Origin of the sequence: Microbacterium dauci (assembly GCF_030065535.1) — a bacterium.
Lineage (GTDB): Bacteria > Actinomycetota > Actinomycetes > Actinomycetales > Microbacteriaceae > Microbacterium > Microbacterium dauci.
Map to the genome: position 1 here is coordinate 23,783 of NZ_JASJND010000008.1, position 26,977 is coordinate 50,759.

General features: G+C 70.2%; 18 protein-coding genes and 1 pseudogene. 12 read left to right on the top strand and 7 right to left on the bottom strand.

What is annotated here, in order from left to right:
- The first annotated feature begins 14 nt into the window (after positions 1–14).
- Entirely contained in the window at positions 15–710 is a 696-nt protein-coding gene (locus QNI14_RS13550; RefSeq protein ID WP_283717159.1) for an SDR family oxidoreductase, read from the top strand.
- Between the two features lie 16 nt (positions 711–726).
- Here the strand turns inward: QNI14_RS13550 and QNI14_RS13555 are convergent, their stop codons facing one another.
- The 3 genes from QNI14_RS13555 to QNI14_RS13565 all read right to left on the bottom strand — a co-directional run bounded on the left by QNI14_RS13555 (position 727) and on the right by QNI14_RS13565 (position 7,455).
- A complete protein-coding gene (locus QNI14_RS13555; RefSeq protein WP_283717160.1) occupies positions 727–1,896 on the bottom strand; it encodes an ROK family transcriptional regulator in 1,170 nt (389 codons plus the stop codon).
- A gap of 108 nt (positions 1,897–2,004) precedes the next feature.
- A complete protein-coding gene (locus tag QNI14_RS13560) occupies positions 2,005–6,315 on the bottom strand; it encodes an endo-1,4-beta-xylanase (protein WP_283717161.1) in 4,311 nt (1,436 codons plus the stop codon).
- Positions 6,316–6,447: 132 nt separating this feature from the next.
- Complete coding sequence (locus tag QNI14_RS13565; protein WP_283717162.1) at positions 6,448–7,455, bottom strand: LacI family DNA-binding transcriptional regulator; 1,008 nt, start codon at positions 7,453–7,455, stop codon at positions 6,448–6,450.
- A 133-nt stretch (positions 7,456–7,588) separates the two neighbouring features.
- Between QNI14_RS13565 and xylA the strand changes: the two genes are divergently transcribed.
- From xylA to arfA, 4 genes and pseudogenes are all read left to right on the top strand, one after another.
- Positions 7,589–8,776, top strand: a complete 1,188-nt coding sequence (gene xylA, locus QNI14_RS13570) for a xylose isomerase (RefSeq protein WP_283717163.1) — start codon at positions 7,589–7,591, stop codon at positions 8,774–8,776.
- 29 nt (positions 8,777–8,805) lie between these two features.
- Positions 8,806–10,206, top strand: coding sequence for a xylulokinase (locus QNI14_RS13575; protein ID WP_283717164.1), 1,401 nt, complete (start codon positions 8,806–8,808; stop codon positions 10,204–10,206).
- A pseudogene (locus QNI14_RS14135) lies at positions 10,203–10,295 on the top strand (ThuA domain-containing protein); the annotation flags it as partial. The gene QNI14_RS13575 and the pseudogene QNI14_RS14135, both read left to right, overlap by 4 nt.
- Before the next feature lie 29 nt (positions 10,296–10,324).
- Positions 10,325–11,836 (top strand): arabinosylfuranosidase ArfA, encoded by a 1,512-nt coding sequence (gene arfA, locus QNI14_RS13580; protein ID WP_283717165.1) that lies wholly within the window; start codon positions 10,325–10,327, stop codon positions 11,834–11,836.
- Between the two features lie 67 nt (positions 11,837–11,903).
- Here arfA and QNI14_RS13585 read toward each other — a convergent pair whose 3' ends face one another.
- From QNI14_RS13585 to QNI14_RS13600, 4 genes are read right to left on the bottom strand one after another with little or no spacing between them, the layout of a single operon-like run.
- Positions 11,904–14,204, bottom strand: coding sequence for a beta-xylosidase/alpha-l-arabinosidase (locus tag QNI14_RS13585; RefSeq protein WP_283717166.1), 2,301 nt, complete (start codon positions 14,202–14,204; stop codon positions 11,904–11,906).
- Between the two features lies 1 nt (position 14,205).
- Entirely contained in the window at positions 14,206–15,081 is an 876-nt protein-coding gene (locus tag QNI14_RS13590) for a carbohydrate ABC transporter permease (RefSeq protein WP_283717167.1), read from the bottom strand.
- An 8-nt stretch (positions 15,082–15,089) separates the two neighbouring features.
- Positions 15,090–16,106: a carbohydrate ABC transporter permease gene (locus tag QNI14_RS13595; protein ID WP_430539288.1), complete on the bottom strand. Its 1,017-nt coding sequence runs from the start codon at positions 16,104–16,106 to the stop codon at positions 15,090–15,092.
- Positions 16,107–16,108: 2 nt separating this feature from the next.
- The gene (locus tag QNI14_RS13600; protein ID WP_283717168.1) at positions 16,109–17,395 is read right to left on the bottom strand and encodes an ABC transporter substrate-binding protein; all 1,287 of its coding nucleotides are present in this window, start codon (positions 17,393–17,395) and stop codon (positions 16,109–16,111) included.
- A 152-nt stretch (positions 17,396–17,547) separates the two neighbouring features.
- Between QNI14_RS13600 and QNI14_RS13605 the strand changes: the two genes are divergently transcribed.
- The 7 genes from QNI14_RS13605 to QNI14_RS13635 all read left to right on the top strand — a co-directional run bounded on the left by QNI14_RS13605 (position 17,548) and on the right by QNI14_RS13635 (position 26,976).
- On the top strand, positions 17,548–18,561 hold the full coding sequence (locus QNI14_RS13605; RefSeq protein WP_283717169.1) for a LacI family DNA-binding transcriptional regulator: 1,014 nt from the start codon (positions 17,548–17,550) through the stop codon (positions 18,559–18,561).
- 23 nt (positions 18,562–18,584) lie between these two features.
- Positions 18,585–19,289: a GTP pyrophosphokinase gene (locus QNI14_RS13610; protein WP_283717170.1), complete on the top strand. Its 705-nt coding sequence runs from the start codon at positions 18,585–18,587 to the stop codon at positions 19,287–19,289.
- Positions 19,286–19,795, top strand: a complete 510-nt coding sequence (locus QNI14_RS13615) for a glutaminase (protein ID WP_430539289.1) — start codon at positions 19,286–19,288, stop codon at positions 19,793–19,795. Before QNI14_RS13610 ends, QNI14_RS13615 begins: the two co-directional genes overlap by 4 nt.
- 95 nt (positions 19,796–19,890) lie before the next feature.
- Positions 19,891–22,101 (top strand): glycogen debranching protein GlgX, encoded by a 2,211-nt coding sequence (gene glgX, locus QNI14_RS13620; protein WP_283717171.1) that lies wholly within the window; start codon positions 19,891–19,893, stop codon positions 22,099–22,101.
- A gap of 17 nt (positions 22,102–22,118) precedes the next feature.
- Positions 22,119–24,467 carry a malto-oligosyltrehalose synthase gene (gene treY, locus QNI14_RS13625; RefSeq protein ID WP_283717172.1) on the top strand — a complete coding sequence of 783 codons (2,349 nt, stop codon included), beginning with the start codon at positions 22,119–22,121 and terminating at the stop codon, positions 24,465–24,467.
- Entirely contained in the window at positions 24,464–26,176 is a 1,713-nt protein-coding gene (gene treZ / locus QNI14_RS13630) for a malto-oligosyltrehalose trehalohydrolase (RefSeq protein ID WP_283717173.1), read from the top strand. The genes treY and treZ overlap by 4 nt, the downstream gene beginning before the upstream one ends.
- Positions 26,173–26,976: a tryptophan-rich sensory protein gene (locus QNI14_RS13635; protein WP_283717174.1), complete on the top strand. Its 804-nt coding sequence runs from the start codon at positions 26,173–26,175 to the stop codon at positions 26,974–26,976. The genes treZ and QNI14_RS13635 overlap by 4 nt, the downstream gene beginning before the upstream one ends.
- The last annotated feature ends 1 nt before the right edge of the window (position 26,977 follow it).

Consider the following 26,977-nt stretch of genomic DNA (forward strand, 5'->3'; position numbering starts at 1 on the left):
GGGAGGATGGGCGGATGCCGCACACCATCGTCCTCACCGGTGCCGGATCGGGCATCGGGCAGCTCCTCGCCCAGCGCCTCCACGAGCGGGGCGACCGCCTCGTGCTGGTGGCCCGTGATGCACCGCGCGCCGAGGACTTCACGGCGGCGTTCCCCGGTTCGACGGCCATCGTCGCCGACCTCGCGCACCCCGAGACGCTCGCGGACGCCGTCGCCGCGGCGGATCTTCCGGTGCAGGTGGATGCCCTCGTGCACGCGGCCGGCATCGTCGACCTCGGTCACGTCGCCGACCTGCCGGTCACCTCGTGGAACGAGCAGCTCGCCGTCAACCTCGTCGCGCCCGCCGAGCTCACCCGGATCCTGCTGCCCCGCGTCCGTGCTGCGCGCGGACAGGTGCTGTTCGTGAACTCCGGCGCCGGGCTCACCGCGCATCCCGAGTGGGCGGCGTACGCGGCATCCAAGCACGGGTTGAAGGCGCTCGCCGACGCGCTTCGCGGCGAAGAGGCGCCGCACGGCGTGCGCGTCACGACGATCTACCCGGGCCGCACCGCCACCCCGATGCAGGCGAAGGTGCACGAGCAGGAAGGCGCCGCCTACGACGCGAGCGCCTGGATCGACCCGGCATCCGTCGTCACGGCCACCCTCACCGCCCTCGACCTGCCGCGTGACGCGGTGATCAGCGATCTCACCGTCCGCCCCGGCCCGCGTTGATCCGAGCGAGACTCCGTCAGGCCGGCGCGGGGTTCGCGAGCACCTCGGCGAAGACCGACTCGGCGGCACCGATGAGCAGTCGGTGCTCGGCGAGCGCCGCAGGGAGAATGCGCAGGTCCTCGCCGCACGCGGGCATCGCCTGAGCTCGCACGGCCTGAACCAGCGCGTCGTTGTCGAGCTCGGCGAGCACCGACAGGAATCCGCCCAGCACGATGGCGGACGGGTTGAGCACGTTCACCGCGTTCGACAGCGCGGTCGCGATGATCCGCCGTTGCCGATCGATCTCGCCGGCGACCGACGGTGTGTCCGCCGCTGATGTCAGAGCGGATGCCAGTTCTCGGTCGTCCGCACGGGTGAGCCCGACGACGGCGAGGAGTCGGGCGCGGCTCACCTCGTCCTCGAGGACGCCGTCGCGGGCACGCCGATCGGTGAGGGTGGCGATGCCGGGACGGTTCTGGCCGAACTCGCCGGCGTAGCCGCCGGCGCCGAGCACCGGCATCCCGTTCACGATGATGCCGCCGCCGATACCGCTCGCGCCGCCGTTGAGGTAGACGACCTGGTCGATGCCGCGCGCGGCGCCGAACAGGTGCTCGGCGAACGTGCCGAGGGTCGCGTCATTGCCGACGACGACAGGGAGCCCGGTCGCCTCGGCGACGATGTCGCGGAGCGGCGTGTCAACCCAGCCGAGGTGCGGAGCGTCGCGGACGAGTCCGTCGTCGCTGCGGACCAGGCCCGGCACGGCGAGTCCGATGCCGAGGATGCGGGCGTCGGCCAGTTCGCCCGCACGCCAGGTGTCGACCTGCTCGGCGACGAGGCGAGCGGTGTCATCCGGGCTCAGCACGGCGTCCTGCGGCAGGACGACGACAGCGCGGATCTCGCGGTCGAGGCCGACGGCGGCGATCTCGAGGGCGTCCACTTCGGGGTTCACCGCGATCGCGACGACCCGCGGATGCACGGCGACCATGGGGGAGGGGCGGCCGACGCGGTGCGACGGATCCGGCGCGCGCTCCTCGACGAGGCCGAAGGTCACGAGCGTGCCCACCAGGTCGGCGATCGTCGACCGGTTGAGGCCGGTCGCTTCGGTCAGCGCAGCACGCGACTGAGGACCCTCGCGGTGCACGATGCCGAGGATGCCGCCCAGGTTCGCTCGCCGCACGGACTCGATCGTTCGACCCTGCTCGCTCACGTGATCACCATAGCCAAGCGCTCCGCCCGCACCGCGGTTTGTTGCCCTCCGCGGCAAAATCGCGGAGGGAGCCCCGGCGTCCGGGACCCCCTCCGCGACGATCCGCGGTCAGGCGACGCGGCGCTTACGGACCACCGCCAGCAGACCGCCCGACGCCACGAGAAGCGCGCCCAGCAGCGCGACACCCCAGGGCAGCTGACTGCCGGTGGCGCCGAGCGCCCGCCCCGCCACCACCGTGATCGGAACGCTGATGTCCGCCAGCCCCGCGGAGGTCACGACGAGCGTGTGCGCGCCGAGCTCGAAGTCAGCCGGAATGGCCACCGTGAAGGCGATCTCGCCGTCCTCGTCTGCGGCGGGGATGCCGCGAACGACGATCGGGTCGCTGAACAGGGTCGCGCCGATCCGCTGCCCGGGCTCCAGGCCGCTCACGCGGACCTCGAGCTCGTCGCCGCGGGAGACCCGACCCGAGCCGACGTCGATCTGCGCCCACTCCTCGTCGACCCCTGGTTCCTCCGGCTGACCGGGTTCGCTCGGCTCACCGGGCTCGCCAGGTTCGCCGGGCTCGCCAGGTTCGCCGGGTTCGCCGGGTTCGCCGGGCTCATCGGACGCCGTCACGAGGTGCGCGACGCCCCAGCGGGCCGTGGTCTGGTAGCCCGTTCCGGTCGGCTCCGCCCAGGTGTGCACGGCGAAGCGGGAGCCGCCGCGTCCGTCGTTGACCTGGAAGTCGATGCCGTGGAACGTGTCTTCGCCACCGAGCGGCACGTCGCTCTGACCGCCGGACTGCCCGACGAGCGCGACCGCCGCCTCCACCACGTAGCCGTCGGCCGACCGGGCCGTCGCGCTGTCGAGCAGGCGCGCCTGCTGCAGCGCGGCATCACCCGTGCCGAAAGAGACATCGTTGTCGGCTGTGATGCGGATCTGCGTGTCGTTCGGCCCGTAGGGGCCGTTCTTCGCGTTGCCGAGATCGAGGAAGAGCTCCACGCCGTCGCGGTTCCACGGGTCGCTGTTGGACCCGTCGATCTCCGCGTCCGTCACCTCGAACAGGGCGTACAGCGTGTTGCCCCGCCACATCGTGCGCACGTCCGCCTGGGCGCCGTCGGCGCTGCCCTCGACGCGCGTCGCGGTGCGAGCGGTCGCGGCGTCCGCCCACGCGGCATCCACCTCGCCGTCGAACTCGACCTCGCCGCCCTGGGGAATCTCCAGGAACGACAGCGGCTCCAGGTAAGTGAGTCGGCCGGTCGCGCCCGCCTCGTTCCACGAGCCGACGACGTCGCCGCCGGCCACGATCCGCAGATCGAAGGCGGCCGTGGCACCGACCGTCGGTGCGGTGTGCGGCAGGTGGATGACCGAAAGGAACTCCCCGTCGATCTCGGTCGTGCGTCCCTCGAGCGTGCCGTTCCCGCCGTAGCGGACCTCCTCATTGCCGTACGTGAAGTCGATGCGGTCGGGCTCGACCTCGCTCCGCAACAACACCGTGAGGTGATCGTCGTTCCAGCGGGTCTGGAAGCCGCCGCCGGCCGCGCCGATCAGCGTCTTCTCGGGCAGGTTCCGCCACGCGATCGACTCGGTGAAGTCGTCGTCGAGCGGGACGTCGCCGCCGAACACGTCCGCCGTCGTGACGAGGGCGGGGATGCCGTCGCCGTCATCGATGGCGCCGTAGTACGCCGGCTTCGCCGCGAGGTCGCCCGTGAACAGCAGGGGCGCCTGCTCTGCGCGCCACGACCGAGTGTCCGTGAGGCCCCAGACGGTGATGGCGAACAGCTTCTCGGCGGCGGGGGCCGCAGCGTGGTAACTGCGGAAAAGCCGGAACGCGTCGCGGTAGTAATAGCCCTGCCGGATGATGTTCGGTTCGGTCGCCGGGTTGACGGTGACGTCGAGTTCGGTGACCTCCTGCGCGAGGCCCAGGCCCGCGAAGCGGTCGAGCGCACCCGCGAGTGCCGAGACGGGCGTGTTCACGGAGACATGGAACTGGTGCCCCACGCCGTCGATCGGCACGCCGTCATCCACCAGCCGGTTCACGAGCGCCGCGTACTGCGTGCCCTTTCGGTCCTGCTCGGTGTTGTAGTCGTTGATGAACAGCTTCACCGGACGGTCCGCGCCGGGCGCGGCGTACCGACCGTTGAACGCCTCGTCGGCGATCCGGAAGGCCAGACCGATGTACTCCTCGCCGAGCACATCGTGCCAGCGACTCGTGCGCAGGCCGTCCGGGGTCGCCTGGTCGGAGATGACCTCGTTCACGACGTCCCACGCCACAAGCGGGTTCGTCGGCGAGCCGAACAGTCCGTAGTCGTCCGCGATGGAAGCGGCGACATCATCGATGTGCGTCGCGAGACGGTCCCGCAGCAGCTCCTTGTCGGCGGCGGATGCCGTCAGCTCGCGCCCGTCGACATCCTGGAAGAACCAGGCCGGAGTCTGCGAGTGCCACAGCAGGACGTGCCCGTACAGCCGGAGGTCGTTCTGCTGTGCGTAGTCGAGCAGCGCGGTGGCCTGCGAGTGCCGCGTGAAGCGGCGATCCTCGTCGTACCAGGCCTCCACCTTCATGTGGTTCTCGGGGCTGATCTGGTCGAAGTGGTGCTCCAGGAGGTCAGCCGCCGCCCCGGTCGTCTCGCGCTCGTCGATCGCGACGCCCACCGGGAAGTCGACGGTGTCCTTCAGAGGGATGAGGCTGAGGTCGACGTCGTTCTCCTCGGGCACCGCGACCGTGATCTGGTCGACGAGGAAGGTCGACGTGTTGCCGGAGTTGTAGCGCGCTTCGACGTACAGCTCGGCCGCGCTGTCGTATCCGGGGATCGTGATGTCACCGCTTACGGTGGTCCATTCACCGGCGGAGGCGCTGTCGGCCTGCAGCAGGTTCGTGAACGACACGGACCCGCCGTCGACGGTGCGCATCGAGACGGTGAGGCCCTGTCCGCGGTCGGCACCCGGCGCGAAGCGCACCTGAGCGGAGAAGCGGTAGGTCTGGCCGGGGAGCAGCGTGTCGACGACGTCGAGCTGCATGCCGTCGCCCTCGTGCGTGCGGTCGGAGACCTGTGCCGCGTAGGCCGTGCCCGCGGCGCCGCCCGCCACCGCCGAGACCTTCGGGTTCGAGTCGCCCGAGCCCGCGCGTGCGGTCCAGGCGCCGACGGTGCCGTCGTCGAAGTCGTCGTCCACGAGGACGGTGCCGGGCGCCGGCGTGCCGGGCTCGGTCGGGTCCGTGGGGTCGGTCGGGTCGGTGGGGGCGTCCGCACCGGGGGTCCCGGTGGGGAGCGTGAACTGCCATTCGGCGGCGAGACGCTCGTCGACGACGGTCCGGACGGCCTGCAGCGACGGCTCGCGGTCGCCGCCGCCGTCGTGGACGAGGACGACCTGTCCCGACTTCATCGCGGTCCGCAGGTTGGCGGTGAGGACGTCCGCGTCGGTCTCCTCCCAGTCCGAGATCGTGTTCACGACGGCGAGGGGCTGCATGCCGAGCGAGACGGCGACGCCGGGCGTCGCGCCCCAGCTGCCGTTGGGAGCGCGGAAGAACGGCACGGCTGCGGTGGGGTCGCCCAGCGCGTCGCGGATGATGCGCAGGTTCTCGATGAGATCGGCGCGGATGCGGTCCGCAGACCAGGAGCCCATGTCGGCGTATCCGGTCGTGTGGTTGCAGAGCGTGTGCCCCTCGGCGACCATGCGCTTCAGCAGAGCGGCGCCTCCCTCGGCCTGGATGTTCTGGCCGATGACGCAGAAGACGGCCGAGATGTCCTTCTCGCCGAGATAGTCGAGCAGGGCCGCGGTCGTCGCGCCGTTCGGGCCGTCGTCGAAGGTGAGCGCGGCGACGTCTCCGGTGCCGAGAGCCGTCGTGACGGGAGTGGTGGTGGGATTCACCGCGCCGCCGGGGACGACGTCGGGATCGGGCCCGGGTTCGGAGGCAGCGGGGCCGGTGATCAGCACGTCGTCCACGAGAAAGGTATAGCCGCTCGTCCCGGCGATGTCGCCCGTGCCGAGGTAGATCTTCGTCTCGTCGGCGGCTGCCGCAGGGCTGGTCCAGGTGCCCGCGATCGTCGTCCAGGCATCCGCCGTCACGGCGCTGTTGCCAATCCAGCTGTAGCCGGGAAAGCCGACCCAGCGGGCGGACGTCGCCGGCGTGCCCGGCGCGAGCCGGACCTTCGCGCTGACGGTGTACTGCGTCTCCGGCTCGAGGACGCCGGGAGCGGTCTGGATGCCGACGTAGTCAGCTGTCCGATCGTTGACGACGAGCGCACCGTCGGCGAACGTGAGTGTCCCGGCGCCTCCGCCGCTCTGGGCGAGGCCGGCGCCGAGGGTGCCGTCGTCGAACGAGGCGGACACGATCGGTGGGGGTGGCTCGGCGGCCGCCGCGGCCGGGGCCAGGGGGGCGGCGACGAGGGCTGCCGCCGCGAGGACGGCGGAAACGGTCAGGCGTCGGGGGCGGGGGTTCACGAGCGCTCCTTTGCGCGGGTTATTTGTCGGCGTCGCAAACATATGCAGGTCCGCCGCCCGCAGGACCTGCCGAGACGGAACCGTTACGAAACCTGAGCCCCGAGTTTCGGACGGCTCGCGCGATCCGGTGCGTCAGGCGGCCGCGGGCGCCGAACTGCCTCGGACGACCAGACGCGCGGGCAGCTCGATGCGCCGGGAATCGGCGACCCCGCCTTCTGCGAGATGGAGCACGATGCGCGTCGCCTCGGCCCCCATGCGAGCGAGTGGCTGGTGCACGGTGGTGAGCTGCGGGCTCATCCACCGCGACAGCGCGATGTCGTCGTAGCCCACCACGGAGAGATCCGTCGGCACGGCCAGCCCTGTCGCGGTGGCGGCGGCGATCACCCCCAGCGCTTGCAGGTCGCTGCCGGCGAAGACGGCGGTGGGTCGGTCCCGCCGCGCCAGGAGCTCGCGCGCGTGCACCTCGCCGCCTGCCGGGAGGAAGGTGCCGAAACGCACCCACTCCGGGTCCACGGGAAGACGGGCGGCGGCCATCGCCTCCCGGTAGCCCTCGAGACGGGCGATGGAGCACATCATGTCGCGCGGACCGGTGATCGCGGCGATCCGACGATGCCCCAGCTCGATGAGGTGACGTGTCGCCGCGAACGCGCCGTCGCGATTCGCTGAGCCTACCGAGGGGACCCCGGGCGAGGGATCGCCTGACGGGGCGACGATGACGAATGGCATCCCCCGTGCCCGCAGCTTCTCTCGCTGCTCCCGCGGAAGGTCGGCGAACATGAGCACGACGCCCGCCGGGCGGCGCAGCAGCGCGCCGTCGAGCCATCCGTCCGCGGGGGCATGACGATCTCCGCTCACGGTGAGGATTACGGAGAAACCCGCCTTGTGCGCGGTGCGCTCGATCCCGCCGATGACCTCGAGCGACCAGCCCGCATCGAGATCGGACAGGACCACTTCGATCGTGCGGGAGGGGGATGCCGCGGGGCGGCGCCGGTAGCCGTGGGTCTGCAGCAGCCTCTCGAGGCGCGATCGCGTGCCTGCCGAGACATCGGTGCGGCCGTTGAGGACCTTCGACACGGTGGCTTTCGAGACGCCTGCTTCGGCGGCGATCATCGCGAGCGTGACGCGGGGGTGATCGGACATCGGCTTCCTCACGTCGACGGGAGATGGCGGACCCGATCTTGCCACCTCGTGCCGGAGGAATGGAGGGTTGGCGCGCCGCCAGGGATGGGATACGTTGTTATCAGCAACATTTACCGGCTCGCGAAGGAGCGTCATGCCCACCCCCACCCCCGCCGACAAGTTCAGCTTCGGTCTGTGGACCGTCGGTTACAACGGCGCCGACCCGTTCGGTGGCCCGACCCGCGCAGCTCTCGACGTCGTGCACGCGGTCGAGAAGCTCGCCGAGCTCGGCGCGTACGGCCTGACCTTCCACGACGACGACCTGTTCGCCTTCGGGTCCACCGACGCCGAACGTCAGACGCAGATCGACCGCCTCAAGGGTGCGCTCGAAGCGACCGGCCTCATCGTGCCGATGGTCACGACCAACCTGTTCAGCGCCCCCGTCTTCAAGGACGGCGGTTTCACCGCGAACGACCGCGACGTGCGCCGGTACGCCCTTCGCAAGGTGTTCCGTCAGCTCGACCTCGGTGCCGAGCTGGGCGCCAAGACGTTCGTGATGTGGGGTGGCCGCGAGGGCGCCGAGTACGACTCCGCGAAGGACATCCGGCAGGCGCTCGAGCGCTACCGTGAGGCCGTGAACCTGCTCGGCGATTACGTCACCGACAAGGGTTACGACATCAAGTTCGCCATCGAGCCGAAGCCGAACGAGCCGCGCGGCGACATCCTGCTGCCCACGCTCGGTCACGCCATCGCCTTCATCGACTCGCTCGAGCGTCCCGAGCTCGTCGGCCTCAACCCTGAGGTCGGCCACGAACAGATGGCGGGCCTGAACTTCGCCGCCGGCATCGCGCAGGCGCTCTACCACGGCAAGCTCTTCCACATCGACCTCAACGGTCAGCGCGGCATCAAGTACGACCAGGACCTCGTGTTCGGTCACGGCGACCTGCACAATGCGTTCGCGCTCGTCGATCTGCTCGAGAACGGCGGCCCCGGCGGCATCCCCGCGTACGAGGGCCCCCGCCACTTCGATTACAAGCCGAGCCGCACCGAGGACGAGAACGGCGTCTGGGAGTCTGCGGCTGCGAACATGCGCACCTATCTGCTGCTCAAGGAGCGGGCGGCGGCGTTCCGCGCCGACCTCGAGGTGCAGGAGGCGCTCGCCGCGGCCAAGGTGGACGAGCTGTCGACACCGACCCTGAACCCGGGCGAGAGCTACGACGACTTCCTCGCCGACCGTTCGGCTTACGAGGACTTCGACCCGGCCGCCTACTTCGGCGGCAAGGGCGGCGGGTTCGTCCGACTGCAGCAGCTCGCGACCGAGCACCTGCTCGGCGCTCGCTGACCCGCCCCGCCCCGTCGGAGCGTGAACTGATGGTCCTGGTGATGGGCGTCGATTCGTCGACGCAGTCGTGCAAGGTCGTGATCGCGGATGCCGCGACGGGCGCCATTCTCCGGACGGGGCGGGCCACACACCCGGACGGCACGTCTGTCGATCCCGAGGCGTGGTGGATCGCGCTTCAGGCGGCGATCGCGGACGCCGGCGGAATGGCGGACGTCGCCGCCTGGTCGATCGGCGGCCAGCAGCACGGCATGGTCGCGCTCGACAACGCGGGCCGCGTCGTGCGCGACGCGCTGCTGTGGAACGACACCCGTTCGGCGGGCGCGGCATCCGACCTCACGACCGAGCTCGGCGCCGAGCAGCTCGCGCAACGCAGCGGGCTCGTGCCCGTGGCATCCTTCACGATCACGAAGCTGCGCTGGCTGCGGGATGCCGAACCGGACAATGCCGCGCGGGTGGCGGCCGTCGCGCTCCCGCACGATTGGCTCACATGGCGGCTGCGGGGCTTCGGGCCCGACCGCCCTGACCTCGCCGAGCTGATCACCGACCGCTCGGACGCGTCGGGGACGGGGTATTGGGATCCGTCCAGCGGCGACTACGACCGGGATCTGCTCGTCGCCGCCCTCGGTCATGACGTGATCCTGCCGCGGGTGCTGCCGGCCCTCGGCCACGTGTCCGAGCCCGACGGTCGCCGGGTCGCGCCCGGCGCCGGCGACAACGCTGGTGCGGCGCTCGGCGTGGGCGCCCGCGCCGGCGACGTGGTCGTCTCGATCGGCACGTCGGGGACCGTCTTCGCCGTCAGCGAGACGCGCACCGTCGACCCGACCGGAACGGTCGCCGGCTTCGCGGACGCGTCGGGTCGCTTCCTGCCGCTGGTCGCGACCCTCAACGCGGCGCGGGTCCTCGATGCGACCGCGCGTCTGCTGGGGGTCGATCACGACGGCCTCACCGACCTGGCCGCCGCCGCCGAGCCCGGCGCCGGGGGCGTCGTCCTCGTGCCGTGGTTCGAGGGCGAGCGGACGCCGAACCTGCCGCAGGCGCGCGCGTCACTGTCGGGCCTCTCGCTGGAGAACACGACCCGCGAGAACCTGGCCCGCGCCGCCGTCGAGGGCATGCTCGCCGGCCTCGCAACCGGCCTCGACGCGATCCGATCGCTCGGCGTCACCGCAGAGCGCGTCCTCCTCGTCGGCGGCGCCGCGCGCAATCCCGCCGTCGCGGCCGCGGCCGCGCAGGTCTTCGACGTCCCCGTTGCCGTCCCCGCCCCCGGCGAGTACGTCGCCCGCGGTGCCGCGCTGCAGGCCGCGGCCGTCCTCGCCGGCGCCTGGCCGGAATGGTCTGTCGAGATGGATCGGGATGCCGCATCCGACCCTCGCCCGCTCGTGCGCGAGCAATACGATCGCGTCGCGCTGCGCCGCGCGGAGGAGGCCCGCTGACCGGGCGGCACGCGCTCGTCGTCCGCGGCGGGTGGGACGGGCACCACCCCGTCGAGGCGACCGAGCTGTTCCTGCCGTTCCTGCGGGAGCCCCGATCCCGTCCGAACGGAAGACCGGAATGACCACTGCACGCGTGACCCTCGACCCTCGCCTGTCCGTAGGGGAGGTGGACCGCCGACTCTTCGGCTCCTTCGTGGAGCACCTGGGACGCTGCGTGTACGACGGGCTGTACGAGCCCTCGAATCCCTCCGCCGACGAGGACGGCTTCCGCACCGACGTCATGGCCCTCGTGCGCGAGCTCGGCGTCACCACCGTGCGGTACCCGGGCGGCAACTTTGTCTCGGGCTACCGCTGGGAGGACGGTGTCGGTCCCCGAGAGAAGCGTCCCCGTCGCCTCGACCTCGCCTGGCACTCCACCGAGACGAACGAGATCGGCCTCGATGAGTTCGCTCGCTGGGCGCGCAAGACCGACACCGAGCTCATGTACGCCGTGAACCTCGGGACGCGTGGCGTGCTCGAGGCGCTCGACGTGCTCGAATACGCGAACGTCCCCGGCGGTTCGTTCTGGTCGGACCGCCGCGCCGCGAACGGCACGCCCCAGCCGCACGGTATCCGGATGTGGTGTCTCGGAAACGAGATGGACGGCCCCTGGCAGCTCGGTGCGAGCACACCGGCCGAGTACGCCGAGATCGCATCGAAGACGGCGAAGGCGATGCGACAGGTCGACCCCGGCGTCGAGCTCGTGGTCTGCGGCAGCTCGGGCGCGCAGATGCCCACGTTCGGCGAGTGGGAGCGTGTCGTCCTCGAGCGCACGTACGAGGACGTCGACTTCATCTCGTGCCACGCGTACTACGAGCCGAAAGACGGCGATGACGGCAGCTTCCTGGCATCCGCGACCGACATGGACCGCTTCATCGAGAGCGTCGTCGCGACCGCCGACGCCGTGGGGGCGGCCCGCGGCAGCGACAAGAAGATCAACATCTCGTTCGACGAATGGAACGTCTGGTATCAGTCGCGGTTCACCGAGGTCGACAAGATCACCGAGATCGACCAGTGGCCCGTTGCACCGCGCCTGCTGGAGGACAGCTATCGGGTGATGGATGCCGTCGTTGTGGGCAACCTGCTGATCTCCCTCCTGCGTCACGCCGACCGGGTCAAGGCGGCGAGCCTCGCCCAGCTCGTGAATGTGATCGCGCCGATCATGACCGAGCCCGGCGGTCCCGCCTGGCGTCAGACCACGTTCTTCCCCTTCGCGGAGTCCGCCCGTCTCGCGCGCGGCCGCGCACTCGACGTCCGGCTCGACTCGCCCGAGTACGACACGGCGCAGTACGGCAGCGTGCCGACCGTCGATGCGGTCGCCACGCACGACCCCGCCACGGGGTCGACGGCACTGTTCGCCGTCAACCGCAGTCTCGAGGAAGAGGTGACGCTCGAGATCGACCTCACGCTGCTCGGTGACGTGGCCACGGTGACGGCACAGGTGCTCGCCGACCACGACATGCACGCGCGGAACACGCTCGAGGATCCGGAGCGCGTCGCGCTCCGCGACCTTCCCCTCGACCGGAGCGCCGACGGCGTCATGAGGGCTGTGCTGCCGCCCGTGTCGTGGGTCGTGGTCACGCTGCGGTGATCTGGTCCCCAGAAGCCAGGAGGGCCCCCGCCGTGCGAACGGCGGGGGCCCTTGTGGTTCTCGAGGACTATGCGGACGTCGCGCCCACGAGCGTCACCACGTCGGCCGTCGCGATGCGGGGCTCGTCCCGATCGATGACATGCACGGGGCCGGTGAACTCCACCGACGCGACCGTCTCGCGGTCCGCGCTGGACGGCCCGACCCACAGGTCGACGCGTCCCGGCTCGACGGCGCGGCGGGCGTCGCGCCCGGCGTAGGCGAATCGGGATGCCGGGACCTCGAACCGCACACGCGCGGATTCGCCGGCGCCGAGCGTGATGCGGTGGTACGCGAGGAGCTGCGCGACGGGCCGCGTCGTGCTGCCGACCACGTCGTGGCCGTAGAGCTGCACGACGTCGGCGCCGGCCACGCGGCCGGTGTTGCGCACCGTGACCGACACGGTGAGAGCGTCGGTCGTGGCGGACTGCTCTGCCACCTCGATGTCTTCGTGCGAGAACGTCGTGTAGCTGAGACCGAAGCCGAACGAACGGACCGGGGTCGGGTCGGCGCTCGTGATGTCGCTGCGACCGCCCAGCTTCGGGTGGAGGTAGGTGAAGGGCTGGGCGCCGGCGGACCGCGGGAGGGATACCGGGAGGCGGCCTGAGGGGACGGTCCGGCCGGACACGATGCCGGCGATGGCGTCGGCGCCCTCTTCGCCGGGGAAGAAGGCCTGGAGCACGGCGGCCGGGCGCTCCACGCCGTCGAGAGCCCACCCGATGGCGTACGGGCGACCGGAGAGGACGACCATAACGACAGGCGTACCCGTTGCGATGACCTCCTGGACGAGCTGTCGCTGCACGCCGGGCAGCTCGAGGTCGTCGACGTCGTTGCCCTCGCCGACCGTGCCTCGGCCGAACAGGCCTGCGCGGTCGCCGACGACGACGACGGTCAGCTCAGCGCCCCGGGCAGCGGCGACGGCCTCGGCGATGCCGGATGGGTCATCGCCTTCGACGTCGCAGCCGGCGACGGTCTCGACAGCGGCATCCGGGTACTCCGCGCGCAGCGCGTCCTTCAGGGTCGGGATCTCGATGCCCGCGGGCGTGCCGGGGTGATGGGCGAGCACGTGGTTCACGAAGGAATAGCAGCCCATGAGCGCGTCCGACGAGTCGGCGTTCGGCCCGATGAGCGCGATGCGGCGGACGGGCGCAGCGGGCAGGACCCCGTCGTTCGACAGCAGCACGACCGACTCCGCCGCGAGCCGCCGGGCGAGGTCGCGGTGGCGCGGCGCGTCGAGGTCGATCTCCGTCGGCGCCGTGTCGAAGGTCTCATCCAGCAACCCGAGCCGCTCCTTCTGCTCCAGGACGCGCAGCACTGCGAGGTCCAGAACGGACTCGTCGAGGATGCCGTCGCGGACGCGCTGCAGCAGCGGCGCGGCGTAGGCGTCTCCCGTGGGCAGCTCGACGTCGATGCCGGCGCGCAGCGCCAGCTCCGCCGCCTCGCCGAGATCTGCGGCGACACCGTGGGTGGACTGCAGGAATGCGACGGAGAAGTAGTCCGAGACGACGGGGCCGGCGAACCCGAGCGAGCCCCGCAGGACGTCACCGAGGTAGTGGCCGCTCGCGGCGACTGGCTCGCCGTCGATCTCGGCGTAGGAGTTCATGACCGAGCGGGCTCCGCCGTCACGCAGCGCCATCTCGAACGGCGGCAGGAAGACGTCGGCGAGCTCGCGCGGACCGGCGTGGATGGGCGCGTGGTTGCGCGCCGCCTGCGACGCCGAATACCCGACGAAGTGCTTCAGCGTGGCATCCACCCCGCTCGACTGCAGGCCGCGGACATAGGCCGTGCCGACGGTGCCGACGAGGTACGGGTCCTCACCGATGCACTCGTCGACGCGTCCCCACCGTGGATCGCGGATGACGTCGAGCACGGGGGCGAGGCCCTGGTGCACACCGAGCTCGCGCATGGACGCGCCGATCGCCTCGGCCATCTCGGCGACCAGTTCGGGGTCGAATGACGCCCCCCATGCGAGTGGGGTGGGGAAAGTCGCCGCCTTCCACGCGGCGAGTCCGGTCAGGCACTCCTCGTGCACGATTGCGGGGATGCCGAGACGGGTCTCCGCCTTGAGGCGACGCTGCTCCTGCCAGAGCCAGCCGGCGCGCTCGACGGGGTCCACCGCGCGGGTGCCGTAGACGCGGGTGAGGTGCCCCAACCCGTGGGCGGTGGCATCGGCGTAACGGGTGGTCGTGACCATCTCATCGGCGAGTGGGGCGACGACCTCGCCGCCCTGGTCGACCCAGTAGCCGACGAGCTGCGCGGCCTTCTCGTCGAGCGTCATCTGTGCGAGCAGGTCGCGCACGCGCGCGGAGCCCTGCGTCAGGGAATCGGTCATGTCAGCCCTTCACTGCGCCGGTGAGACCGCCGACGATGCGCCGCTCGAACAGGCTGAAGAAGACCAGAGCGGGGAGCATGGACAGCGACGTGAACGCCAACACGCGAGCGGTGTCGACGGAGTATTGCGAGGAGAACGCCTGCACACCCAGGGGGAGGGTGAACTGCGCCTCGTTGTTGAGGATGAACAGCGGCAGGAGGTAGGCGTTCCAGCTGCCGATGAAGGCGAGGATGCCCACCGTGATGACACCCGGGACGGCCAACGGCAGCACCATGCGCCAGAAGAACGACAGGCGTCCGCAGCCGTCGAGATACGCGGCCTCCTGGATCTCGTCGGGGATTGCGCGCAGGAACGGCACCAAAATGATGATCGTCGTCGGCAGTGCGAACGCGATCTGCGGCAGGATGACACCCGGAAGGGTGTTCATGAGTCCGAGCGAGCGCACCACGATGTACAGCGGCGTGATCGCGACGGTGATGGGGAACATCAGGCCGGCGGCGAAGAGCGCGTAGAGGACGCCCCGGCCTCGGAAGCTGTACCGCGCGATGACGTAGCTGGCGGCCAGTCCAAGCGCCACGGCGCCGACGGTCGTCGCGAGGGCGACGAGCGTCGAGTTGCCGACCTGGCCCCAGAACTGTCCGCTGGTGATGACGCCGACGTAGTTGTCGATGTTCCACGGGTCGGGGAACCCGGCCGGGTCCACAGTGATCGCGGAGTTCGAGCGGAAGCCGCCGATGATGATGTAGATCACCGGTCCGAGCATGAGCGCGATGACGACGAGCGCGACGAAGTAGACGGCGGGGGAGCCCCACGGCAGCTTCTGCCGCGGTGCGCGGCGCGGGGCGGCGCCTGCCGGTGGGGCCGTGGTCAAGGTCATGGTGGCGCTCACTGAACGCCCCTCTCTGTGATGGCACCGGCGGTGTCGCGGCGGAGGACGGAGCGCTGGTAGATCAGCGCGACGATGAGGGAGATCACGAAGATCACGACGGCGACGGCGTTTCCGTAGCCGAAGTTGCCGGCATTGCGGCCGGTCACGACCATGTAGATCGCCATCGTGTTGGTGCCGGCGACGGAGGAGACGTACTGCCCCCAGATGATGTAGACGAGGTCGAACAGCTGGAGTGCGCCGATGATCGACAGGAACGCCCAGATCCGCAGGGTCGGGGCGAGCAGCGGCAACGCGATGCGGCGCTGGATCTGCCAGTAGGAGGCGCCGTCGATGGCGGCCGCCTCGTAGAGCTCCTCGGGGATGCCCTGGAGCCCGGCGAGGAAGAGGATGACGGCGAACCCGACGTACTTCCACGTCAGGATCGCCATGAGGGTCCAGATAGCGATCGACGGGTCGGCGAGCCAGTCCTGCGCGAGGCCGCCCAGGCCCAGCTTGTCGAGCATCCCGTTGGCGGCGCCGTTGGTCGACAGCAGGAGGCTGAACCCGGTGCCGACGACGACCTCGGCGATGACGTAGGGGACGAAGATCAGGACGCGGATGACCGACTGGCCACGCATCTTTCGGTTCAGCAGCAGCGCCAGGAGGATGGCGATCGGTCCCTGCAGGACGATCGACATCAGGACGATGAAGCCGTTGTGGGCGAGCGCGCTCTGGAAGTTCGGGTCGCTGAAGATCGTGATGTAGTTCTGCAGACCGACGAATTCCGTCGCCGGGCCGAACCCGGACCAGCGGAAGAACCCGTAGTAGGCCGCCATGGCGACCGGCAGGATGACGAAGCCCAGGAAGAACACCACGGCGGGTCCGGCCAGCAGCAGCACCTCGAGGCGCCCCGCCCAGCCGAGACCGCGCGGCTTGCGGCGTACTCGCGGCACGGACGGGGGCGGCGTGATGCCGCCCCCGTCGTGCTGCGCGAGATGGGATGCGTCCGTGTCGGACATCTCGCGGGTGTCCATACTCAGCCTTGCGCGCCTGCCGCGGTCACGGCTTCGATGAACTTGCCCGAGTCGCTGTTGCCTGCGAGCAGGTCGACGACCGCGACGTTGAGCGCGTTGCCCACGTTCTGGCCGAGGACCGTGTCGAGCCACTGCGACACGAATGGAGCGTTGTTGTACGCCTCGAGGATCTGCTGCAGGTAGGGCTCGGTGACGTCCTCCTGTGCAACGGAGTTGACCGGCGGCGACTGGAAGGCCTGGTAGTACGCCTTCTGCTGCTCGGAGCTCGCGATGAAGTTGAGGAAGTCGGCGCACTCCTTCGGCGCCTGCGCGGCGCAGGAGTAGCCGTCGACGCCACCCATGATCGAGCCGGGCTCGCCGTCACCGCCGTCGATCTCGGGGAACGGGAACCAGGCGAGGTCCGGGAGCGGCTTCTCGTCCGGGGTCAGCGATGCGATCACACCGGGGTTCCAGGCGCCCATGAGCTCCATCGCGGCTTTGCGGTTGGCGATGAGGCCGGCCGAGCTGCCGGCTCCCTGCTGGGCGGCGGTGGTGAGGAAGCCCTCGTTGAAGGGCTCCGTCTCCGCGAAGTCGATGAGGTCGTCCGCGGCACGCGTCCAGCACTCGTCGCTGAAGTCCTTCGAGTCGCCGGTCTCCTCGATCACCGCGGGGCTGCACTCGCGGATGGCGAAGAAGTAGTACCAGTGCGCCGCCGGCCATGCGTCCTTCGCGCCGAGGGCGATGGGTGCGATGCCGCTGCCCTTCAGTTCACCGACCGCGTCCTTGAGGTCGTCGATCGTGGCGGGGTTCTCGGTGATGCCCGCCGCGTCGAAGGCGTCCTGGCTGTAGAAGAAGCCGCCGGGCAGAACCGACAGGGGCATCGCCCACACCTTGTCCTGATACGTCTCTGCGGCGAACGAACCCTCGGAGATCTCGCCCCGGATGTCATCCGAAATGAGGTCCGTGAGGTCCATCAGCTGGCCGGCGTTGACCATCGCGGTCATCTTGCCGCCGCCGCGCTGCAGGAAGATGTCGGGCGGATCGCCCGCGTTGAGCGCCGTCTGGAGCTTGCCGTCCATGTCTTCGTTCTGGACGGACTGCATCTTGATCGTGACGCCGTCGTTCTCCTCTTCGAACGCTGCGATGGCGTCCTTCCAGAACTGCTGGCCGGGCCCGGTCGTCGAGTTCTGCCACAGCGTCATCTCCACGTCGCCGCCGGCCGTGCTCTCTCCGCCCGGGGCGCACCCGCTCAGCACGAGTGCTGCGGCTGCGAAGGCGGCTGCCCCCGCTGCGAACCGTTTGGTCCTCATGTGATCACCAATCTCCTCATTGAGTGCACGGCTCCTCCGTTGAGCGTGCGATGGTCCCGACAGTGCGCGTCGGGTCGGTCCCAGTGTCGGAATTGTTGCCGCCGACGTCAAACGTTTTCGAAAAGGTTTTCCATCGCGCTACGCTTCACGCCATGCGACAGCGCGCGACCATCCACGACGTCGCCGCCGCGGCGGGCGTCTCGGTGGCGACGGTCTCCAAGGCGGTCAACGGTCGATACGGCGTGGCGCCCGCGACGGTGCAGCGCGTCCTGGCCGCCGTCGAGGAGCTCGGCTACGAGTCCAGCCTCGTCGCCAGCAGCATGCGCGCGCGACAGACAGGCGTCGTCGGTGTGCTCGTGGCCGATTTCGAGCCCTTCTCGGCGGAGGTCCTCAAAGGCGTCGGCGCCGCCCTCCGCGACTCGCGCCTCGATCTGCTCGCCTACAGCGGGTCGCGACAGGTCTCCAGCGAGGGGTGGGAACGCCGCTCGCTCAGCCGCCTGAGCGGCACGCTCGTGGACGGGGTCATCATGGTCACTCCCACGGTGGTGAACGTGTCCGCCGATGTGCCGGTCGTCGCGATCGACCCGCACACCGGGCCGGCCGATCTGCCGACGGTCGAGTCCGATAGCTTCGCCGGAGCGCGGCACGCGGTCGCCTACCTGATCTCGCTCGGCCACCGCCGCATCGGGTTCGTCGCCGGCCGTCCCGACCTGCGGTCGTCGATGCTTCGCGAAGGCGGGTATCGCCGTGCCCTCGACGACGCCCGCATCCCGTTCGACAGCACCCTGGTGGGCGTCGGGAGCTACGACCAAGACATCTCCCGCGAAGCGGCGACACGGCTGCTGCGTCGCCACGACCGCCCCACTGCGGTGTTCGCCGCAAACGACGTGTCGGCCCTCACCGTCGTCCGCGTCGCGCACGAACACGGGCTGTCCGTCCCTCGCGACCTCTCCGTGGTCGGCTTCGACGATGTCCCCGACGCGTCGCAGGCGACCCCGGCCCTCACCACGGTGCGCCAGCCGATGCAGCGTCTCGGCGCCGAGGCCGTCACTCTGCTCCTCGAACTGATGGGCGGCGGCACGCCGGAGCAGACCCACTTCCGCCTGCCCACGGCGCTCGTTCCGCGCGCCACGACCGCCCCACCGCTGCTCACAGCACCCTCGTAGGCCGCCCCCGTACCGTCGGAGCCATGCCCACCCCGCTCGACGAGCAGCAGATCACCGTGTCGGCGGCATCCCTCCGGGCGATGCGCGACGAGTTCCAGCGTTTCCTCATGGAGTACCGCTTCGGGCTTCAGGAGGTGGAGACCAAGATCTCGATCCTCCGCGAAGAGTTCCACGAGATGCACGACTACAACCCGATCGAGCACGTCTCGAGTCGGGTGAAGACTCCCGACAGCCTCGTCGAGAAGATCCAGCGCAAGGGCATCGACCCCGACTTCGAGTCGATCCGCTCCGGCATCACCGACATCGCGGGCATCCGCATCACCTGCAGCTTCGTGACCGACGCCTACCGGCTGTTCGACCTCCTCACCGCGCAGGACGACATCCGTGTGCGCGAGGTCAAGGACTACATCGCGGTGCCGAAGGAGAACGGCTACAAGAGTCTGCACGTCATCGTCGAGGTGCCGGTGTTCCTCTCGACCGGTCGAGTGGACGTTCCGGTCGAGGTGCAGTTCCGCACGATCGCGATGGATTTCTGGGCGAGCCTCGAGCACAAGATCTACTACAAGTACGAACGGCAGGTCCCGGCCGATCTTCTGGCGGGGTTGAAGGATGCCGCGGACACCGCCGCCGAGCTGGATGCGCGGATGGAGCGGCTCCACCGTGAGATCCGCGGCGGGCAGCCCCCGCAGCACGATGGCGAGGGTGCGGGCGCGACGATCCTCGTATGACGCTGCGGCTCACACGGGTCGACAATGGAACGATGACGGATGCCACGACCGACGCGATCCTGAGCGTTGCACGCGAGCGGCTGGTCGGATCGCCACGGGAGCGACTGGGCGACTGGGCGGCATCCCGGCGCCTGCTCGGACTGGGTCGGGCCCCGCGCATCGTGCCAGTCACCGACGCCTGGCATGTGGGCGTGCTGCTCATCGGCGATGACCGGGTGTTCGCGACGGGGGAGATCCTGCGCGCACGGCACGACGCGGTACGCGGGTACACCGCCGAATCGCAGCGTGCCCGCTCCGACCGCGCGGCTGCAGCCCACCGGGGTGGTTTCGCGGAAGGGGAGGTCGTCCATCTGGGGTGGGAGGAGCTGGACCCCGCGGCCGTCGACCGTGGTGAGCGTTCCGGCATCCTGTCCCTCGTCGCGGGCGTCCCGCACGTCCGCTGGAGCGCGGCGGGCGCGACGCGTCCGCTCGCGGACTACCTCGACGATCTGCTGTCGTTGCGCTGAGCCGATCCCCTGCCGCGCGAGGACGCCGTGTCAAGGGCCCCGGCCCGGAAACGCGGCCTGGATAGTGTGGCTATTCACCGAACTGGGGAGCACGTATGCAGGTATGGCCCGGATCCGCGTATCCGCTGGGCGCAACGTTCGACGGCAACGGCACGAACTTCGCCCTGTTCAGCGAAGGGGCCGAGCGCGTCGAGCTGTGCCTCTTCGACGCCGACGGCACCGAGACGCGCGTCGAGCTGATCGACGTCGACGCGTTCGTCTGGCACGCCTTCCTCCCCTCGGTCCAGCCGGGGCAGCGCTACGGCTACCGCGTCCACGGTCCATACGACCCCGAGAACGGTCAGCGGTTCAACCCGAACAAGCTCCTCCTCGACCCGTACGCGAAGGCCGTCGACGGCCAGATCGAGTGGGATCAGTCGGTGTTCAGCTACACCTTCGGCGACCCCGACTCGACGAACGACGACGACTCCGCCGCAGCGATGATGAAGGGCGTCGTCATCAACCCGTACTTCGACTGGGCGGGCGACCGGCAGCCGAAGACCCCGTACGCCGAGACCGTCATCTACGAAGCCCACGTCAAGGGCCTCACGATGACGCACCCCGACATCCCCGAGGACATCCGCGGCACGTACAGTGCGATCGCCCACCCCGTGGTCATCGACCACCTCAAGAAGATCGGCGTCACCGCGCTCGAACTCATGCCGGTGCACCAGTTCGTCAACGACTCGACCCTGCAGGACAAGGGCCTCTCGAACTACTGGGGCTACAACACAATCGCATTCTTCGCACCGCAGAACACCTACTCGTCCGCGGGCGGCGTCGGCCAGCAGGTGCAGGAGTTCAAGGCGATGGTGCGCGCCCTGCACGCTGCCGGCATCGAGGTCATCCTCGACGTGGTCTACAACCACACCGCAGAGGGCAATCACCTCGGCCCGACGCTCTCGATGCGCGGCATCGACAACACGGCCTACTACCGGCTCGAAGACGACGACAAGCGGTACTACACCGACTACACCGGCACCGGCAACAGCATGAACGTCGGCAACCCGCACACGCTGCAGCTGATCATGGACTCGCTGCGGTACTGGGTGCTCGAGATGCACGTCGACGGCTTCCGGTTCGACCTGGCCTCGACGCTCGCCCGTGAGTTCTACGACGTCGACCGGCTGTCGGCGTTCTTCGAGCTCGTGCAACAGGATCCGGTGGTCAGCCAGGTGAAGCTCATCGCCGAGCCGTGGGACATCGGCCCCGGCGGCTACCAGGTCGGCAACTTCCCGCCCCAGTGGACGGAGTGGAACGGCAAGTACCGCGACACCGTCCGCGACTTCTGGCGCGGTGAGCCGTCGACCCTCGGCGAGTTCGCGCTCCGCCTCACCGGCTCGGCCGATCTCTACGAGCAGGACGGACGGTGGCCGGTGGCATCCATCAACTTCGTCACCGCGCACGACGGCTTCACGCTCCGCGACCTCGTCTCGTACAACGAGAAGCACAACGACGCCAACGGCGAAGACGGCAATGACGGGGAGTCGCACAACCGGTCGTACAACCACGGCGTGGAGGGCCCGACCGACGATCCCGACATCCTCCGGGTGCGGGCGCGCCAGCAGCGGAACTTCCTCGCGACGATGCTGCTCAGCCAGGGTGTGCCGATGATCTCGCACGGCGACGAACTCGGCCGCACACAGCACGGCAACAACAACGGCTACGCGCAGGACAACAAGCTCACCTGGATCGACTGGTCGGCGATCGATCAGCCGCTCATCGAGTTCACCTCGGTGCTCGCGCGTCTGCGTCGCGACCACCCGACGTTCCGGCGGCGGCGCTTCTTCGACGGTCGCCCGGTGCGGCGCGAAGAGGGCTCGCCGCTCCCCGACATCGCGTGGATCCGGCCCGACGGCTCGGAGATGCAGCCCGAGGACTGGGACTCGGGCTTCGGGCGCGCCGTCGGCGTGTTCCTCAACGGCGACGGCATCCGCGAGCGCGACCGCCGCGGCGAGGAGATACACGACCGCCACTTCTTCGTGTTCTTCAACGCGGGCGACGACGCGGTCGACTTCACGATCCCGAAGGCGACCGCGAGCCCCCGCTGGGAGCTCATCGTCGACACGGCGGGCCGCGCCGCGGACGCGCCGGTCATCGACCCGGGCGGAACCGTGACGGTCGGCGGCAAGGCGCTCGTCGTGCTGCGCGACCACGAAGAGGAAGTGGTCGAGGCCGACCCGTCGGTCGCCGCCTCGCTCGCGGCGCTCACCGGAGCCATCGACGTCCCGCCCGCGCAGGCACCGCCGGCTGAGCTGCCGCACTGACCATCGAGGGAGATCGCGTGACCGAACCGAAGGCTGCCCCGCGCTCGACTTACCGGCTGCAGATCCGTCCGTCGTTCGACCTCGACGACGCTGCCGCGCTCGTCGACTACCTGCGCGACCTCGGCGTCGACTGGGCGTACCTGTCGCCGCTGCTGCAGGCGACGAGCGGGTCGGACCACGGCTACGACGTCGTCGACCCGACGCGAGTCGACCCCGCGCGCGGCGGGGCAGCGGGCCTCGACCGGTTCGTCGCCGCGGCGCGGGCCGAAGGGCTCGGCATCCTCGTCGACATCGTCCCGAATCATCAGGGCGTCGCCGTGCCGCGTGAGAACCCATGGTGGTGGGACGTGCTTCGGCAGGGGCAGGCGTCGCCGCACGCTGCCGCCTTCGACATCAACTGGGCGCTCGGGGGCCGAGTGCGACTGCCGATCCTCGGCGCCGAGCTCGACGAGGTGCTCGCCGCCGGCGAGATCACGATCGACGCGGATGCCGGTGTCGTGAGGTACTACGACCACGAACTCCCGCTCGCCGACGGCACGGGCGACGGCTCCGTCGCCGACGTGCTCGCGCGCCAGCACTACGAGTTGCTGCACTGGCGCCGCGGCGATGCGGAACTCAACTACCGGCGCTTCTTCGCGGTGACGACCCTCGCCGGCGTCCGCGTGGAAGACCCGGCCGTGTTCGACGCCTCGCACGTCGAGATCCTCCGCTGGATCCGCGAGGGCTTTATCGACGGACTGCGCATCGACCACCCGGACGGCCTCGCCGATCCCGGCGGATACCTCGAACGGCTCGCGGATGCCTCGGGCGACGCATACGTGCTCGTCGAGAAGATCCTCGAACACGGCGAGGAGCTGCCCGCGTGGTGGGCGACCGACGGCACGACCGGGTACGACGCGATGGCGGCGCTCGACTGGGTGCTGCACGACGAGCGCGGCGAAGATGCGCTCGCACGGCTCGACGTCGAGCTGCGCGGCGGCGAGGAGCCGGACTACGACGACATCGTCGAGACGGCGAAGCGCAGCTGGGCGCGGGGCGGACTCCGAGCCGAACTGCTGCGACTGCTGCCGCTCGTTCCGGTCGCCGACCGCGACGGCACGCCGGAGGTGGAGTTGGAAGAGGCCCTCGCCGAGCTGCTCACTGCGTTCCCGGTGTACCGTGCGTACCTCCCGGCTGGTGTGGATCACGTCGACGAGGCGGTACTCGAGGCGTCCGAACGTCGCCCCGACCTCGCGCCGGTCTTCCGCACGATCGCCGCCCGTCTCACGGGCGATCCGGCCGGCGAATTTACCCGCCGCTTCATGCAGCTCACCGGTCCGGTGATGGCGAAGGGCGTGGAGGACACCACGTTCTACCGCTGGACCCGCCTCACCTCGCTCACCGAGGTCGGCGGCGACCCGCAGCACTGGACCGCAGGGGTCGACGCGTTCCACGTGGCATCCGCTCATCGGCAGGCGGCATGGCCGCAGGCGATGACCGCACTGTCGACGCACGACACGAAGCGCAGCGAAGACGTGCGCGCCCGGCTCGCGGTGCTCTCGGAGCTGCCCGAGCGTTGGGCCGAGACGCTCCGCGAGCTGCGGGCGGTCGCCTCGACCGACGACGGCCCGCTCGACACCCTGCTGTGGCAGGCGATCGTCGGTGCGTGGCCGGCGAGCCCCGAGCGGCTGCACGCGTACGCCGAGAAGGCTGCGCGCGAAGCCGGACTCAGCACGTCGTGGACATCGCCCGACGAGGCGTTCGAGGCGCAGATGCACGCGATGGTGGATGCCGCCTTCGGCGACGCCCGCGACATCGTCGAGCGCTTCGTGGCCGAGATCGCCCCCGCGGGACGGTCGAACTCGCTGGCGCTCAAGCTGCTGCAGCTCGCCGGTCCCGGCGTTCCGGACGTGTACCAGGGCACCGAGCTCTGGGACCACTCGCTCGTCGACCCCGACAACCGTCGGCCGGTCGACTTCGCCGAGCGCCGGTCGCTCCTCACGCGGATCGACGGGGGCTGGGTGCCGCCGATCGACGACAGCGGCGCCGCGAAGCTGCTCGTCACGTTGCGCGCGCTGCGCCTGCGCCGTGACCGTCCCGAGCTGTTCACGCGGTACACGCCGATGACGATCGTGGGCGAAGCCGCCAACCACGCGGTCGCGTTCGACCGGGGCGGGGTCGTCGCCGTCGCGACGCGCCTGCCCGTGGGCCTCGTAGCCCGCGGCGGCTGGGGCGACACGGCGTTGCTGCGTCACCACGGCGAGACGGTCGACCTGCTCACGGGGCGACGCTTCACCGGTGACGCGGTGCCGCTGACGGAACTGTTGGCCGACTACCCGGTGGCGCTGCTCGCGCCGGTCGATGCACTCGGAGGAGACGCAGCATGATCGAGGTCTGGGCACCGAACGTCGAGCGGGTGCGGCTGCGCCGCCCCGGCCACGACGACGTCGAACTGACGGCGACGGACGGCTGGTGGCGATCCGACCTCGAGCTCGCGGACGGTGACGAGTACGGCTTCGTCCTCGGCGACAGCGACGACCTGCGACCCGACCCGCGCTCGCGACGCCAACCGCGCGGCGTGCACGAGGCGTCGGCCTGGTACGACCCGGCATCCTTCGCCTGGACCGACGACGAGTGGACCGGGCGCCAGCTCGCCGGCGGCCTCATCTACGAGCTCCACGTCGGCACGTTCACCCCCGAGGGCACCTTGGATGCCGCGATCGCGAAGTTCCCACACCTGCTCGACGTCGGCGTCACCCACATCGAGCTGCTGCCGGTCAACGGCTTCAACGGCACCCACAACTGGGGCTACGACGGCGTGCTCTGGTACACCGTCCACGAGGCCTACGGCGGTCCCGAGGCGTATCAGCGCTTCGTGGATGCCGCGCACGCGGCGGGCCTCGCCGTCATTCAGGACGTCGTCTACAACCACCTCGGCCCGAGCGGCAACTACCTGCCCGAGTTCGGTCCGTACCTGCGGACCGGGTCGCGGAACACGTGGGGTGACAGCCTCAACCTCGACGAGCAGCCGGTGCGCGACTACATCGTCGAGAACGCGCTCATGTGGTTGCGTGACCACCACGTCGACGGGCTGCGGCTCGACGCCGTGCACGCGTTGCACGAGTCGGGGTCGCACCCGACGCACATCCTGCAGGAGCTCGCCGAACGCGCCGACGCGCTCAGCGCGCACGTCGGCCGGCCGCTGACGCTCATCGCCGAGAGCGACATGAACGACCCGGTCATGTTCCTGCCGCGTGAAGCAGGCGGGTACGGCCTCGCCGCGCAGTGGTCCGATGACTGGCACCACGCGGTCCACGTGGCACTCACGGACGAGACGGTCGGCTACTACGAGGACTTCGCCGACCCGCAGGCGCTACCGAAGGTCTGGACGCACGGCTTCTTCCACGACGGCACCTACTCGTCGTTCCGCGAGCGGGACCACGGCAAGCCGGTACCGGATGCCGCGGCATCATGGCGCCTCGTGACCTACGCGCAGGATCACGATCAAATCGGCAACCGCGCCGCCGGCGACCGGCTCACCGCGACGCTGTCGCCGGAGCGGCTCGCGATCGCCGCGGTGCTGACGCTGACCGCGCCGGGCACGCCGATGCTGTTCATGGGGGAGGAGTGGGGTGCGAGCACGCCGTGGCAGTTCTTCACGTCGCACCCCGAGCCCGAGCTCGCCGAGGCGACCGCGAAAGGTCGCAAGGCAGAGTTCGTGAAGATGGGCTGGGACGAGTCGATCGTGCCGCACCCGAACGACCCCGAGACGTTCCTGCGCTCGAAGCTCGACTGGTCGGAGCCGACGGCCGGCGACCACGCGACGCTGCTCGATCTCTACCGGCGACTCGCGCAACTGCGCCGCGAGCGGCCCGAGCTGACCGATCCCGGCCCCGGCGGTCGCGACGCCGAGGTCGTCGACGGTCCGGGTCGGAGGTACGTGCTGCACCGCGGTGACGCCCGCGTGTTCGTCAACCTGTCGGCCGAGCCGTGGACGGTGCCCGGCGGCGACGTCTGGATCGCGACGACCGAGCCGACCGTCGACGGCACCTCACTGGTGCTCGCCCCCGAGTCCGCCGCGGTGGTGGGGCCATGAGCGCGGCCCGATCCGACATCCTTCGCCAGAGCCTTGTGATCTCGGCGGTCGTCTTCATGGTGATCGCCGCGATGTTCGGCGCTGGCGTGTTCGGTGGCACCCCGGTGCAGGACCTGCAGAACGGCGCCCTCGCTGCGGATGCCACGATCCTCGCGCCCGCCAGTCGGGCGTTCTCGATCTGGAGCCTCATCTACCTCTTCATGCTCGCGTACACCGTGTGGCAGGCGTTGCCCGCGCAGCGTGCGAGCGACCGCCAGCGCCGGATCGGCTACCCGATCGCCGTGACAGCGGTGCTCAATGGTGCGTGGCTGCTCGCGGCGCAGTTCACGACGCTGCCGCTCACAGTGCTGACGATCGTGCTGCTCCTCGTGGCGCTCGGCGCGACCATGCGCCTGCTGGTGCGGCATCCGCCCCGTACTGCCACGGAGTCGATCTTCACCGACGTGACGGTCGGCCTGCATCTCGGCTGGGTGACGCTCGCGACCGTCGCGAACATCACGGCATGGCTCACCGCCGAGGTCGCGCCGGAGTCGTGGTCGGTCGTCGCCGATGTGTGGGGCATCGCCGTGCTGGTCGCGGTCGTGCTCATCGCCGCCGCGACGGCGATCGGCACCCGCGGCCGACTCGCCCCGGCGCTCGCGTCAGCGTGGGGCCTGATCTGGATCGGCGTCGGCCGCTTCAGCGGCGAGCCCGAGTCGACGCCGGTCGCGATCACCGCGTGGATCGCCGCCGCGATCGTCGTCGCAGTCCCCCTCGCGCTGTGGGCGACCGGGCGACGCGGCGAGCTGCCCCGCCGCTGAC

Bases quoted from the DNA above. Each gene is read 5' to 3' on its own strand.
- QNI14_RS13615 (WP_430539289.1), top strand. From the start codon at position 19,286: ATGACGCTGCGGCTCACACGGGTCGACAATGGAACGATGACGGATGCC.
- QNI14_RS13575 (WP_283717164.1), top strand. From the start codon at position 8,806: ATGGTCCTGGTGATGGGCGTCGATTCGTCGACGCAGTCGTGCAAGGTC.
- QNI14_RS13600 (WP_283717168.1), bottom strand. From the start codon at position 17,395: ATGAGGACCAAACGGTTCGCAGCGGGGGCAGCCGCCTTCGCAGCCGCA.
- xylA (WP_283717163.1), top strand. From the start codon at position 7,589: ATGCCCACCCCCACCCCCGCCGACAAGTTCAGCTTCGGTCTGTGGACC.
- treZ (WP_283717173.1), top strand. From the start codon at position 24,464: ATGATCGAGGTCTGGGCACCGAACGTCGAGCGGGTGCGGCTGCGCCGC.
- QNI14_RS13565 (WP_283717162.1), bottom strand. From the start codon at position 7,455: ATGTCCGATCACCCCCGCGTCACGCTCGCGATGATCGCCGCCGAAGCA.
- QNI14_RS13635 (WP_283717174.1), top strand. From the start codon at position 26,173: ATGAGCGCGGCCCGATCCGACATCCTTCGCCAGAGCCTTGTGATCTCG.
- QNI14_RS13595 (WP_430539288.1), bottom strand. From the start codon at position 16,106: ATGGACACCCGCGAGATGTCCGACACGGACGCATCCCATCTCGCGCAG.
- QNI14_RS13550 (WP_283717159.1), top strand. From the start codon at position 15: ATGCCGCACACCATCGTCCTCACCGGTGCCGGATCGGGCATCGGGCAG.
- QNI14_RS13590 (WP_283717167.1), bottom strand. From the start codon at position 15,081: ATGACCTTGACCACGGCCCCACCGGCAGGCGCCGCCCCGCGCCGCGCA.
- QNI14_RS13610 (WP_283717170.1), top strand. From the start codon at position 18,585: ATGCCCACCCCGCTCGACGAGCAGCAGATCACCGTGTCGGCGGCATCC.
- glgX (WP_283717171.1), top strand. From the start codon at position 19,891: ATGCAGGTATGGCCCGGATCCGCGTATCCGCTGGGCGCAACGTTCGAC.
- QNI14_RS13585 (WP_283717166.1), bottom strand. From the start codon at position 14,204: ATGACCGATTCCCTGACGCAGGGCTCCGCGCGCGTGCGCGACCTGCTC.
- arfA (WP_283717165.1), top strand. From the start codon at position 10,325: ATGACCACTGCACGCGTGACCCTCGACCCTCGCCTGTCCGTAGGGGAG.
- QNI14_RS13605 (WP_283717169.1), top strand. From the start codon at position 17,548: ATGCGACAGCGCGCGACCATCCACGACGTCGCCGCCGCGGCGGGCGTC.